We start from the raw sequence: 11,452 nt of genomic DNA on the forward strand, positions 1-11,452 counted from the left end.
TCAGGCAAGGAAAAGCAGGTAGGCGGACGAAAGGGTAATCCAGCTTGCGGCAAAGATTTTCAGGCGGAATGGCCCCAGCATTTCTGCGAACGGCCGGGCAATAAAGCCGCCGGTGATGGCGCCGGGCACTACATACAGCAAGATGTCCCACGGCTGGGGCGTGGACAGCAGATGGTCCCACACGCCAAACAGCACGCTGACGGCGCTGGCGATCACGGCAAGGGCGGCGGTGGTTACCAGCGGGAAGTTCCGCACGAACAGGTAAAGCGCCACCAGTTCCCCCACGCCCACACTGAAGAAAGCCGTGGCCACGCCGCCGATCAGGCTAAGCCCCGCAAGGGCGGCATAATCAACGCCGGTGGGGTGAGACCGGTTCTGCGCCCGTCCGCGCCCCAGCCAGCTGGTGACAAGCACCAGCATCCCAAGCCCCACGGATACCGCCTTGAACGCCCACAGCACCGCCTCCGGCGGGCTGGTGTGCAGTGCCTGGGTGGCCAGCATGGCGGGCAGGGCACAGCCCAGTACCAGGGCAAGCATGCGCAGGAAGACGGCGGGCGGCACGCCAGTGTCGGTGCCTCGCGCGTCGTGGATGCGGTGCAGCCAGCGCAAAGACCCGGTCGACATGCCGAAAGACTGGATGATGAAGCTCATGCCCACGATCTGCCCGGCGACGATGGCGATGTGTCCGTTCGCGCCCAGAAACTCGAACGCGGGCAGAAAAACAACGCCGCCGCCCACCCCGGTTGAGTTGGCGATGGTGGCGGCGCCCAGGCCCACCAGATAGAGGAACAGGCCCTCAAGGGCCGTCAGGGCACTATGGTCCACCGATATCGCCATGCCGCCGTAGGCTGCCACCATGGTGGCGGCGGCCCCGGCGGTGGTGCGCGCCAGCCAGCGGGGCTTTCGTTTCGCATCCGTTCTGGTCTGGTTTATGGGGGTGGCCATGGGGGTGAAAACCTCGGTGCAACAAAAAGGGCACTTTTTGGGCACTACCACTGTGCCCTTTTGTGCCCCAAGGGCACATGCAGTGTGCCCATTTTTATGCCCGCCGTTCAATAGAAAAGCTCATGCTTTCATGAAGAAACTCTGGCTTTAAATGGGGTGGTCGCGTGCCCATGTCAGAAGGGCAAGTGAGGAAAAGTGGAGGGCAAGATGCCGCGCAGTAACCACCCTGGTGAGGGGTTCAGTCCAGCGAATTTCGAATTAGCTCAGCTTAACGTAGGCAAGATCAAATACCCGAAAGACAGCCCCGAGATGGCCGATTTTGTCAGCGCGCTGGACCATATCAATGGCCTCGCCGAACAGTCAGACGGCTTCATCTGGCGGCTCAAGGACGAAAGCGGCAGCGCCATGTCTTTCTCGCTGTTTGATGACGACACGCTGCCGAACCTCAGTGTCTGGCGGGATCGGGAAAGCCTCTTCACTTATGTCTACAAGACAGCCCATACAGACTATCTGGCGCGGCGGAAAGAATGGTTTCACATGCCGTCAGAAGGGCATCTGGTGCTGTGGTGGGTGCCGAAAGGCCATCGCCCGACGATTGAGGAAGCCGCCAGGCATCTGGAATATCTCAGGAAAAATGGCCCGACCCCCATGGCCTTCACCTTCAAGCGGGCGTTTGGCGCGGATGGGGAACCGCTTGTTGGCAAGCCTGTGGCCCAGCCCGTCTGACCGTTTGCTTTTGCGGGTGCGGGCGGGGTGTTTGTCCCGCTTATGGCTCGGTCTGTCGCTTTCTTGTGGCGCGTATGGTCTGGCCGCGCATGCTTCACGTCTATATGATTTGGCGCCTTTTTGCCGTGGGGGTAGGCTGGCACCTTGATAGTGACGACAGAGGAAGTGGGGACATCAGATGACCATTAGAAATTCTTTACGTGCGGGCGCGGCTGCGTTGGCGCTCTCGGCAGCATCCTTCGGCCTCCTACCAGCCCAGGCAGACCATCATGAAGCGGCGATCGAGGCGGCGGTGAACCATCCGGACCGGCCGGCCACGGACCGCGCACGCGACGCTCTGCGCAAGCCTGCCGAAATCCTCAAGTTCGCGGGTATCAAACCGGGCATGACGGTCCTAGACATCAACTCCGCGGGCGGCTATTACACCGAACTCCTGTCCCGCACGGTTGGTGAAGAAGGCAAGATTTATGCTCATAACGGGTCGGTATATTGGGCTTTTATGAAGCAAACCACACCTCCCCGATACGAAGAGGGCCGCTTGCAGAATGTGGTGCAAATTCATGACGGCAACGAGACATTTAGTCTTCCGCCTGAGAGCCTAGACGCTGCCATGGCGGTGCTAGCATACCATGATTATTACTTTACCCATGAAGCTCGTCAGGGGGGTGGATATGAAGACGTGCCAGCTGTACTTGCATCTCTCTATGCTGCGCTAAGGTCTGGCGGATACGTAGTGATAGTAGATCATTTAGCTCCAGCAGGAACTGGCCCCGCAGATTTTGACACAATGCACCGCATAGATCCAGATGTCGTCAGAGCACAAATGCTGGCTGCTGGATTTAAACTGGATGGGGAAAGTAGTATATTGCTTAACCCTGATGACGGACTAATTGGCTCGCCATTCGATCCAGCTATTCGGGGCAAAACAAGCCGCTTCATTCTTAGATTCGTCAAGAAGTAGCAATAAATAAGGCGCCTTAAACTGGCGCCTTATTCTTTCAGTATCTTAAGCTGCCCCAAGGCCTTTGTCTTTGAGAAGCTGTTGAAGCTCGCCGCTTTCAAACATTTCACGCACGATATCGCAGCCGCCAACAAACTCACCTTTGACATAAAGCTGAGGGATCGTGGGCCAATCGGAAAATTCCTTAATGCCTTCACGCAGGTCGAAGTCCTCAAGTACGTTATAGCTCTCGTAAGGTACACCGACATGGGTCAGCACTTGGGCTACAACGCTGGAAAACCCACACTGTGGGAACACTGGAGTGCCCTTCATAAAGAGGACCACGTCGTCCTTACCGACATAGTCTTGGATACGATCGAAAACAGGATTATCACTCATTACCGGTTCCTTTGAAATTCCACTTTCGCCTAGAAATAAGCCCCCAGGGCGATCTTGCCAAGGGGGGGGGCGTCTAAATTAGACGAATTTTATCAGGATTAGGGTGCCAAGGCTATTCTGGTGCGCTGGTCTGAAGTGCAAGCGCGTGCAGCTCGCCGCCCATGCGGCCCTTCAGGCTTTTATACACCATCTGGTGCTGCTGGACACGGGTCAGGCCCTTGAAGCCATCATAAATTACATGTGCAGCGTAATGATCGCCGTCGCCACGCAAGTCCTCAATGTGAACTTTTGCGCCCGGGAGGCTTTCCTTAATCAGCTTTTCAATGTCTTCCGCATGCATTGCCATGTGATTTTTCCTCGAATACTCGGTTGCTTCAACGATAGGTTTGTCGCCAGCCCATACCAATGTGATGGTACACATGAGATACGTTCAGCCTTTGTAGCCGGGGACATTAATGCTTTCAATGTTTTTGGGCCTGGGAACCACAAAAAGCTATCAGGGTAAGTTGATGGATCAATTGTCCAAATGCAGGTTGACTGGGCGGCTTCTCTTAGGCTTTATCGCATAGATATCAAATAGATCGGTAGCATGACGACTGTAGCAGCAAAGCATATAATTATCACAACGCACTACTGTCCTCTCGTTGGTGGTGCCCAAACCGTATATGATGCACTGGCATCAGCGCAGCCCGACAAGATTGAGATTCTGACCTCTTCAACAGACTATACAACCGGCCAAAAAGTGGCGGGTTGGGAAGGGTTTGACGCTAGTGCCCCTTATTCGATTGTCAGGCTTGAAGAAATGCGACCGCCTCTGGTGGAAGGGCCTGTCGGGTTCTTCAGGCGCCTGTCCATGGCAGCTTACGACTTGCTTCTGAGGCGGCGGATTGTCGGACGACTTAAACGCCTTTCAAAAGAAAAATCATATGAAACCATAGTGTTAGGGTCTGTTGATGGCCTTGGCTGGATGATGCGCCCCCTGCGTAAAATTTTCCCCGATGCAAAGATTGTGATCTATACCCACGGCGAGGAGATCTCGCAGCAGACCTATTCCATCAGGGCCGACCAAAGGCGGGCAGGTGCCCTGAGAGCGGCAGACGGTGTGGTCACGGTGAGCAGCTTTACAGCAGGCCTGCTTACAAGCAAATACGGTGTCCCTCGTGAGCGTATCGAGCTTGTGACCAACGGTGTGGACCTGGCTATATTCGATAGTCTGCCACAGGGAAACATCCGCTCACACTTTGGTCTCACGAGCGGTCCCCTGGTGCTGGGAGTAGGGCGGCTGGTACGCCGAAAAGGCTTCGATACACTGCTTGCCGCGTGGCCTAGAATCTTGGCAGCTGTCCCCGGCGCCCAGTTGGCAATCGCAGGCACAGGCCCGCTTTCAGAGGAATTGAAGGCAGCTGCTGCTAGGCCAGAGATGGGCGGAAGCGTGCATATGCTGGGGTTTGTTGCGGATGAGACGTTGCCTTCGCTATACGCCAGCGCGGACCTGTTTGCCATGCCGAACCGTACGATGCCGGATGGCGACACCGAGGGCTTTGGCCTTGTGTTTCTGGAGGCTGCTGCGGCTGGAACGCCGTCGGTTGGCGGGAACGCGGGCGGCGCAGTTGACGCCATTCTGGACGGCGAAACAGGGCGACTGGTGGACGGCGAGGACCCTGGTGCCGTTGCCTTTGCCATCAGCGAACTTTTGAATGACGAAGTCACCCGCAGAAGGATGGGCGAAGCAGCGCGATCTCATGCGCTGACGCAGGGGTGGGACGATAAGGCAAAGCAATTGCTGAGCTTTTTCAAGCGCTTGCAGGAGGAAAGCTGAAATGCTGCGGCTTTTCGAGCAACGTGTCATGCGGCGCTTATCAGCCCATCCTGGGCTTGAGCGGACCGCAGCCCATGCCATGGGCCTCTTTCGCGCTAAAGCACCACTGCCTACCTACAGGGACGTAGATAAATTTCCCAACAATAACAATTCATTACATCCCGATGGACCTGTATTCATAACGGCCCGTTTCAGGAGTGGCTCGACCCTTCTGTGGCAAGCGTTCGACCGGCTCGCGGGCTTTACGGCCTATTATGAACCACTGAACGAGCGTCGATGGTTTGACCCGATCACAAGGGGCGAGGGCACAGATGAGACCCATCGGGGTGTTCAGAATTACCATAGTAATTACAATGGCTTGGAGCATCTTTCGCAGTGGTTTACGGACGAATGGACATACAAAAATCTGGTTTTGGGCCATAGTGCCCATGCGTGTGCCCTTGAAAAATACATCGCCGAGCTGATCTCAAGGGCCCCTGAACGGCCTGTTTTGCAGTTCAATCGCGTGGATTTCAGGCTGCCTTTTCTCAAGAAAAACTTCCCTGAGGCGAGCATCCTGCACCTGCGGCGGAACCCGCGCGATACGTGGCGCTCGACCCTCAAGGGGCATCAGAATGACCAAAGCTGGAATCTTCTAAGTTATTCGGATCATTGTCATTTTTACCTTCTGCCCTGGTATCGTGATCTGGTGATCAGCTATCCTTGGCTCTTGATGGATGGTCGGCGCACACACCCTTACAGGCTACATTATCTGGTGTCTCGGCTGTCTGATCTGTTTGCGGCGGAATGGGCTGACGCGTCCATCAGCTATGAAGCCTTGTGCAACGATTTTACAGGCATTTTCGAGCGTATTCTCTCCGAAAAAGGGCACACTCATAGTGCCCAAAAATCGAAAAAGGGCACACCCATAGTGCCCAAAGAGTGCCCATTTGACCTGAGCCCTCTCCATGGTCTGATGGCCCCACGACAGAAGGCATATGATCACAGCGCCGATGAAGAATTTTATGCCGCGGAAGAGGCCGCTGCAGAGCGGCTACTTCGGGCACACCTTCCGCACCTCGAACGTGATTGATTTCATGGCTTGAAACCGCTAGCGTCCAATTACGAGACTGATCAGTTTGATAAATGGGGCGCATATGGGGGACTGGGTAACAATCGACAACGGTAAAGGCGTTTCCGTGCCGCTGAATACCTATGCACCGGATGGTGAACCGAAAGCTGCGATGTTGCTTTTACCGGCGCTTGGGGTGCCAGCACGTTTCTACCGCCATCTGGCTGAGCGCCTTGCCGCAGCGGGTATCGCAACCTGCCTTTTTGAACAGCGCGGGCACGGCAATAGCCCACACCGGGCGGGGCGGGGGCAACACTTCGGGCTGAAGGCCTTTCTGGAAGACGACATCCCGGCTGCCATCAATCATGTACAAAATGCGTTGCCTGATACACCCCTTTTTCTGGGCGGCCACAGCCTTGGTGGGCACCTTAGCTCCATCACGGCAGGGCAGCGGGATGATATCAAGGGGGTGGTGCATCTGGCGTGCGGGTTTCCATACCATGGGCTATTCGGCAGCAAACAGGCGCGCCAGATCAAGTGGCTGTGCCGACTGCTGCCAGTGCTGACAGCTGTTGTCGGATATTTCCCGGGTGACAAGTTAGGCTTTGGCGGTCGGGAATACCGCAGGCTTATGCTTGACTGGCGCGACTGGGCCAAAGGCGGCAGCTATGATGGCCCGGCAACTCCAGGCGCCATGGCCGCCATTGCCGGATATGAAGGCCGGGTACTGTCATTAGCGTTCGACAGGGACAGGCTTGCCCCGGATAAAGCCGTGGAGTTCAGCCGTGGCTGCTTCAAGAATGCCGACGTTACAGGCAGGAAATTGGGGGAGCCAGAGCAGGGAAGGTATGTCGGCCATTTCGACTGGGCTCGCAAGCCAGAAGGTGTAGTCCGCGAAATCGTGAAGTGGATAGGCTAGTCGGCTCACTTGCCCGAAGCCGGTTTCCAGCTATGTCACCTTCTAACAAGGGAGACTTTCAATGAGCCATATCGATCCAGAGCGCGACCAGTTTGAAGCCTTCAAGGACCTGCCGCGTGATACGCCCATCAATATGCTGAATCTGGTCCGCTTGAAGGACAAGGCAGACTATGACGGCACAGCGCCCGAAGGCGTGGTGACAGGGGCAGATGCCTATAAGGCCTACAGCCGGGAAAGCGGGCCCATCTTTGCCCGCGTTGGTGGCAGCATCCTTTGGCGTGGCGCGCCGGAACTGATGCTTATTGGCCCCAAGGATGAAGCCTGGGACGTGGCGTTCGTGGCGCGCTATCCGAACGCAGGGGCCTTCATGGAAATGGTGACAGACCCGGATTACCGCAAGGCGGTGAAGCACAGGCAGGCTGGCGTGCTCGATAGCCGGCTCTTGAGATGCGCCGAACTTGGCGATGCCAAAGGGTTTGGCTAAGCCTTTGAAATAATAGTCTCTTGCCTCAGTTCCCCAAGCTCCGGTACACTGCTGTCGGGCGCATAAGAAAGCGCCGTATAGGGAAAAGGGGACTAATCTTATGAATATCAATCTTGGGCGTAATGATATTATCACGCTGGTTGGGTCACTGATGGTGGCGATCGGGGCATTTCTGCCAATGATCAACATCGGCGGGATCGGCACCATGAGCTATGCTGACGCGGCAGATCCGGAGGTCTATCTTCTGGTGGTGTTTGCGCTGGCGGCTTCTGTTGTGATCTTCCTGGACAAGCGTAATTTCAGCCTGTTCGCGGCCATTGGCGCGTGGCTGGTGCTGTTGTGGCCGGTGATCAAGAACATAGGCGGCGACAGCGGTGATGACGGCGGCCTGATGGGGAAGCTGTCGAAAGTGACCGATCCGATCCAGAAAGCGGCTTCGGACGTAGCTGGCAAGATTTTCTCGAACGTGTTCGATATGGAAATCGGCGGTATGATGTTTGTTCTGGGCATGATCGTGATGACGGTGGGTGCCGTGATGGCATTCATGGCGGCCAAGAAAGCCTAAGGCCGCACCCGTGAAACAACCGAACAGAAACATCAGCCTGCTGATGTTTACAGGGGCGCTGATGACAATCATCGGCGCCTTTTCACCCATGCTGGAGGTGCTGCACCTGAAGGTGATCAGTTACGCTGATATCGGCAAGCCCCAGCTATATATCCTGATTGCCTGTGCGGTGCTAGCCCCGGTTCTTGATGCTGTTCGGGCGCGCTGGGGGGCTTTTCTGGCGGTTCTTGGTGTTTGGGGCGCGCTTTGCTGGCCGCTTATTCGTTGGCAATTGCACCTGGAGCGGGAGCGTGGCCTTTTGGGCGAAATCGAAAAGCATGTTACCGACCCGCTTGAGGAAGCCGGCGAACATATAGCCGAACGCTTGTTCCTGCATGTGAAGGATTTTGAATGGGGCGGGTATGTGTTTCTGGGCGGCGTGGTGTTGATGACCATCGCGGCGCTGATGGGGCTCAGGAAAGCTCGATAAAACAATAAAGTCATCAAAAACGACGATAATGAGGAATCAACAATGATCGCTATAGTCAAAACGGCATCGACAGCGCTTAAGGCCGTTCTTTGTATGGCTGGACTTATTTGGGGCCTGAGTAGTGCGCAGGCGGCAGATGATGAAATGCCAAAGGTTATGATGTTTGGCGTGTTTCATTTTGCCAATCCGGGCAAAGACATGGTTAAGACAGATCAGATCAATGTCATGACCGATAAGCCGCAGGCATATCTTGACCGACTAGCCCAGCGGATTGTAACCGAATTCAAACCTACAAAAATCCTGCTGGAATACTCGCCGGCTGGCGAGGAAGTGTGGCAGGACCGCTATCAAAAGTATTTGGACGGCACTTATGAATTGCCAAGCAACGAGAATTACCAGCTAGGGTTCCGTATCGGTAAGGCGGCAGGTGGTATTCCTGTCCGTGGCTATGACGAACAGGAAATCGGATGGGAGGCGGACGCTATGTTTGAGGTGATGCCGGTTGCTGCCCCTGCGCTGCAGGCTGAGGTGGAGCGTATGATAGGCGAGATTAGCCAGGAAACGGCCGAGGCCCATCGCACCAAATCTCTGGGAGAGTTGTTGTTGGACGCCAACGACCCGGAAAAAGACCGATTGAACAAAAGCTTCTATATCATGACCAATGGCGTGTCTGCAGATGGAAAGTTCCAGGGCGCGACTGCGTCCGCCAGTTGGTGGCACCGAAATTTCCGCATGTACGCCCGTATCCAGCAAAATGCAGCGCCGGGTGAGCGCTTGCTAGTGATTGGTGGGCAGGGGCATACGGCGATCCTGAAGGATTTCCTGGCCATGGACAGTCACATGGACGGGTTGGACATTCGTCCGCTTCTTTTGGACGCCGAGCAGAGTGCGCCCTAGTCAGCTGCGATTTTCCTGAAACCGAAGCGGTTGTTGCCTGGGTGTATCAGCATTTCATAGGCCATCAGAACATTGCGGCCTGTATTGATAATGCGGCCCTTCTTAGACGTACCCCAACGAACGTAATCTGCTGCCATTGGCGGATTTCCCTCATGGTCGCCGACCGTAAAATCATAGCTGATACCACCGTCAAACTTTATAGATGTGCCGTCCAGAAAATGACCCGTCTCTTTGTTGCAGAACCCGGGCGGCGCGTCAGTCACTGACCGAAGTGAGGGGTTCAGGATCATGTATCCGATGCCGCTGTCGATCAGGGCAGGGGCCTTGAAGTGATAGAGGGCTCCTCCGACCGTGCCCGTCGGTTTCAAGTGAACGGTGGCCTTGAAGTCGTCCATGGGAACCATTGTAGGAAATTGGCTGACAATTTCCTCTGATAGTCCCAGCGTAATGCCGTCTTTGCTCAGGACATAGCCTTGGGTGACAAAGGTGTTCGGGCTGCCCTTCAATGTGATGCTGTCGATGCTCAGGAACGGGTTGAAGGTTGCAGGCTTGTCCCCTTGTACGCCCACGCCGCACATGGCCACCCCCGGATGGCTTGTGGCACTGAAAATGGGAAGCTGGTTCGTGACGGCGCAGCCACCCACGCCTGGTATGGTGACATTTACGCTATACCACGCGCCTGCATAGGCCTTGTCGCTGCTGCTGTAGCCAACCTTGTATGGGGGCTGAGGGTCCATTTTCACCGCGCTTGACGGCAGGTGTTCATGGCCGATGACAATGCCGGTTGATCCAGTATCCAGCAGGACACCAATTGGAGCGTTTTCGCCCAGCCGGATTTTTATGTGGAATGGACCTTTTTCGCGCCGCTGAATGGGCACCTGCAGGCTGGCTGGCTCCTGAGTATTGGATGTCATGCGTTCCTCCCTCTTGATGGCGTTAGACGGAGAAAACGCTAATTTATGAAGCTTCGGTGATCGTTTTCACGCGAAGAATTGTGAAACCCATTGGCGTTATCCATTAAGCCAAGACGATGTTGCCAACGAGAGAAAGGCGCCCGGTAAGGCGCCTTATTATCTTTGTCACCCTGAACTTGGTTCAGGGTCCATGTGTCAACCTCTTGTATGGTTGAACCGTAGATATGGATGCTGAAACAAGTTCAGCATGACGGCCGGACTTAGCCTGCCATGGCGAGGATGTCCTCGAACGTCTTACCGCTCAGCTTGTCGCCCATTTTTTCATAAAGCGTTTCGGTGAGCGATTTGCCGGAAGCCATGCTTTTGGCAGTGTCCATCAGGCCGCTTGAGCCTTCCTTGCTGTCTGCCACCATGCCGGAAAGGGCATCCATCAGCTTGGATTGGTCCTCAGCCGACAGGGAGCCTTTCATGTTCGCGAGGCTGGTCTTGAAAGCATCGAGCGAGCTGGTGTCCAGTTTCAGGGATTCGACCGCTTTGGTGGCCATGTCCTTGGCGGCCTCTGTGGCTTTGTCCATGGTGGACTTTTCAGCTGTGGCCGCTTCCATGGCTGGGGCTTGGCTTGTATCACCCTTGTTATCGCTGCTGTCGCCGCAGGCGGCGAGGGCAAGCAGCATGGCTGTGGCGGTCAGGGGCTTCAAATAGTGTGTCATGCGTTGTCTCCCTTTTTGATTGTCTCTGTACGCGCACACTATAGCATAAGATGTGGAAAATTTATGGCATCAAACAAGCTTGGGCTGGTTCAGCATCATATGTGACAAAGGTGGCGCAGGCGACATGGAACGGCATGAAAACAGTTAAACATAAGCGCCATCGGCATTCTGAAGGTCCGGGATATTACAAGTGGGTCGTCACTGGACTTGCTGCGTTGGGTCTTGTTCATCTTTGCTACCGCGTCGCAGGCGAGCATTTTGACAGTTTCGGCGGGGCGCTCATGACCGTGTGGGTATTGCTGCCGGCTTTTGGGGCGGTGAAGGTTGGGGCTCAGGGCGTTATCAAGGGCGGTTTGCCTGCACTTATTGGAACACTGTTCCTGGTTGCCAACTATTTTCTGCCGATTGTGGGCTATGTGGGGTGGGAGGACGGCCTCTCAACCCCCGTGCTTCTTGTATCGCCCGCCATTCACTGGGTGGTGGTTTTTGCCGTATCCGTGCTTTTGAAGGCGCTCAAGCGCTGAGCCCAATAAAAAAGCAGCGGTGTTATGTGTCAAGCGCGGCTGCATAGTGATCCCTCATTTTTGCGTTTGCGCGAATGAGGATTTTTCTAG

At 55.4% G+C, this 11,452-nt stretch carries 15 protein-coding genes; 10 read left to right on the forward strand and 5 right to left on the reverse strand.

Features of this window, described 5'->3' with window-relative positions; genetic code table 11:
• Nucleotides 1-945 (reverse strand): sulfite exporter TauE/SafE family protein, encoded by a 945-nt coding sequence (locus tag ACFO5Q_RS18780; protein ID WP_068144294.1) that lies wholly within the window; start codon nt 943-945, stop codon nt 1-3.
• A 207-nt stretch (nt 946-1,152) separates the two neighbouring features.
• Between ACFO5Q_RS18780 and ACFO5Q_RS18785 the strand changes: the two genes are divergently transcribed.
• On the forward strand, nt 1,153-1,671 hold the full coding sequence (locus tag ACFO5Q_RS18785) for a DUF3291 domain-containing protein (protein ID WP_068144293.1): 519 nt from the start codon (nt 1,153-1,155) through the stop codon (nt 1,669-1,671).
• 178 nt (nt 1,672-1,849) lie between these two features.
• Nucleotides 1,850-2,632, forward strand: coding sequence for a class I SAM-dependent methyltransferase (locus tag ACFO5Q_RS18790; RefSeq protein WP_068144291.1), 783 nt, complete (start codon nt 1,850-1,852; stop codon nt 2,630-2,632).
• A 45-nt stretch (nt 2,633-2,677) separates the two neighbouring features.
• On the opposite strand, the gene grxD is transcribed toward ACFO5Q_RS18790, so the two are convergent.
• Nucleotides 2,678-3,010, reverse strand: a complete 333-nt coding sequence (gene grxD / locus ACFO5Q_RS18795; RefSeq protein ID WP_068144288.1) for a Grx4 family monothiol glutaredoxin — start codon at nt 3,008-3,010, stop codon at nt 2,678-2,680.
• Between the two features lie 112 nt (nt 3,011-3,122).
• Nucleotides 3,123-3,356 (reverse strand): BolA family protein, encoded by a 234-nt coding sequence (locus ACFO5Q_RS18800; RefSeq protein ID WP_068144285.1) that lies wholly within the window; start codon nt 3,354-3,356, stop codon nt 3,123-3,125.
• 243 nt (nt 3,357-3,599) lie between these two features.
• On the opposite strand from ACFO5Q_RS18800, the gene ACFO5Q_RS18805 reads away from it, so the two are divergent.
• From ACFO5Q_RS18805 to ACFO5Q_RS18835, 7 genes are all read left to right on the forward strand, one after another.
• Nucleotides 3,600-4,829, forward strand: a complete 1,230-nt coding sequence (locus ACFO5Q_RS18805; protein WP_068144282.1) for a glycosyltransferase family 4 protein — start codon at nt 3,600-3,602, stop codon at nt 4,827-4,829.
• A 1-nt stretch (nt 4,830) separates the two neighbouring features.
• A complete protein-coding gene (locus ACFO5Q_RS18810) occupies nt 4,831-5,901 on the forward strand; it encodes a sulfotransferase (protein WP_068144279.1) in 1,071 nt (356 codons plus the stop codon).
• Between the two features lie 64 nt (nt 5,902-5,965).
• Entirely contained in the window at nt 5,966-6,799 is an 834-nt protein-coding gene (locus ACFO5Q_RS18815) for an alpha/beta hydrolase family protein (protein WP_068144277.1), read from the forward strand.
• A gap of 61 nt (nt 6,800-6,860) precedes the next feature.
• The gene (locus ACFO5Q_RS18820; RefSeq protein ID WP_068144274.1) at nt 6,861-7,283 is read left to right on the forward strand and encodes a DUF1330 domain-containing protein; all 423 of its coding nucleotides are present in this window, start codon (nt 6,861-6,863) and stop codon (nt 7,281-7,283) included.
• Nucleotides 7,284-7,383: 100 nt separating this feature from the next.
• Nucleotides 7,384-7,848 (forward strand): hypothetical protein, encoded by a 465-nt coding sequence (locus ACFO5Q_RS18825; RefSeq protein ID WP_068144271.1) that lies wholly within the window; start codon nt 7,384-7,386, stop codon nt 7,846-7,848.
• A 61-nt stretch (nt 7,849-7,909) separates the two neighbouring features.
• Complete coding sequence (locus ACFO5Q_RS18830; protein ID WP_156431874.1) at nt 7,910-8,317, forward strand: hypothetical protein; 408 nt, start codon at nt 7,910-7,912, stop codon at nt 8,315-8,317.
• 93 nt (nt 8,318-8,410) lie between these two features.
• Entirely contained in the window at nt 8,411-9,214 is an 804-nt protein-coding gene (locus ACFO5Q_RS18835; protein ID WP_156431873.1) for a DUF5694 domain-containing protein, read from the forward strand.
• Here the strand turns inward: ACFO5Q_RS18835 and ACFO5Q_RS18840 are convergent.
• Together ACFO5Q_RS18840 and ACFO5Q_RS18845 are read right to left on the reverse strand one after the other, a co-directional pair.
• A complete protein-coding gene (locus ACFO5Q_RS18840) occupies nt 9,211-10,128 on the reverse strand; it encodes a hypothetical protein (protein ID WP_068144258.1) in 918 nt (305 codons plus the stop codon). The genes ACFO5Q_RS18835 and ACFO5Q_RS18840 overlap by 4 nt on opposite strands.
• Before the next feature lie 260 nt (nt 10,129-10,388).
• The gene (locus tag ACFO5Q_RS18845; RefSeq protein ID WP_068144254.1) at nt 10,389-10,838 is read right to left on the reverse strand and encodes a DUF6694 family lipoprotein; all 450 of its coding nucleotides are present in this window, start codon (nt 10,836-10,838) and stop codon (nt 10,389-10,391) included.
• A 134-nt stretch (nt 10,839-10,972) separates the two neighbouring features.
• Here ACFO5Q_RS18845 and ACFO5Q_RS18850 point away from each other — a divergent pair, with 134 nt between their 5' ends.
• Entirely contained in the window at nt 10,973-11,362 is a 390-nt protein-coding gene (locus ACFO5Q_RS18850; protein WP_156431872.1) for a hypothetical protein, read from the forward strand.
• The last annotated feature ends 90 nt before the right edge of the window (nt 11,363-11,452 follow it).

Source organism: Kordiimonas lipolytica, assembly GCF_042651265.1.
GTDB lineage: Bacteria > Pseudomonadota > Alphaproteobacteria > Sphingomonadales > Kordiimonadaceae > Kordiimonas > Kordiimonas lipolytica.

What these genes read in the sequence shown, in the direction of transcription:
- ACFO5Q_RS18780 (WP_068144294.1), bottom strand. Translation starts at nt 945, where the DNA reads ATGGCCACCCCCATAAACCAGACCAGAACGGATGCGAAACGAAAGCCC.
- ACFO5Q_RS18785 (WP_068144293.1), top strand. Translation starts at nt 1,153, where the DNA reads ATGCCGCGCAGTAACCACCCTGGTGAGGGGTTCAGTCCAGCGAATTTC.
- ACFO5Q_RS18790 (WP_068144291.1), top strand. Translation starts at nt 1,850, where the DNA reads ATGACCATTAGAAATTCTTTACGTGCGGGCGCGGCTGCGTTGGCGCTC.
- grxD (WP_068144288.1), bottom strand. Translation starts at nt 3,010, where the DNA reads ATGAGTGATAATCCTGTTTTCGATCGTATCCAAGACTATGTCGGTAAG.
- ACFO5Q_RS18800 (WP_068144285.1), bottom strand. Translation starts at nt 3,356, where the DNA reads ATGGCAATGCATGCGGAAGACATTGAAAAGCTGATTAAGGAAAGCCTC.
- ACFO5Q_RS18805 (WP_068144282.1), top strand. Translation starts at nt 3,600, where the DNA reads ATGACGACTGTAGCAGCAAAGCATATAATTATCACAACGCACTACTGT.
- ACFO5Q_RS18810 (WP_068144279.1), top strand. Translation starts at nt 4,831, where the DNA reads ATGCTGCGGCTTTTCGAGCAACGTGTCATGCGGCGCTTATCAGCCCAT.
- ACFO5Q_RS18815 (WP_068144277.1), top strand. Translation starts at nt 5,966, where the DNA reads ATGGGGGACTGGGTAACAATCGACAACGGTAAAGGCGTTTCCGTGCCG.
- ACFO5Q_RS18820 (WP_068144274.1), top strand. Translation starts at nt 6,861, where the DNA reads ATGAGCCATATCGATCCAGAGCGCGACCAGTTTGAAGCCTTCAAGGAC.
- ACFO5Q_RS18825 (WP_068144271.1), top strand. Translation starts at nt 7,384, where the DNA reads ATGAATATCAATCTTGGGCGTAATGATATTATCACGCTGGTTGGGTCA.
- ACFO5Q_RS18830 (WP_156431874.1), top strand. Translation starts at nt 7,910, where the DNA reads ATGACAATCATCGGCGCCTTTTCACCCATGCTGGAGGTGCTGCACCTG.
- ACFO5Q_RS18835 (WP_156431873.1), top strand. Translation starts at nt 8,411, where the DNA reads ATGGCTGGACTTATTTGGGGCCTGAGTAGTGCGCAGGCGGCAGATGAT.
- ACFO5Q_RS18840 (WP_068144258.1), bottom strand. Translation starts at nt 10,128, where the DNA reads ATGACATCCAATACTCAGGAGCCAGCCAGCCTGCAGGTGCCCATTCAG.
- ACFO5Q_RS18845 (WP_068144254.1), bottom strand. Translation starts at nt 10,838, where the DNA reads ATGACACACTATTTGAAGCCCCTGACCGCCACAGCCATGCTGCTTGCC.
- ACFO5Q_RS18850 (WP_156431872.1), top strand. Translation starts at nt 10,973, where the DNA reads ATGAAAACAGTTAAACATAAGCGCCATCGGCATTCTGAAGGTCCGGGA.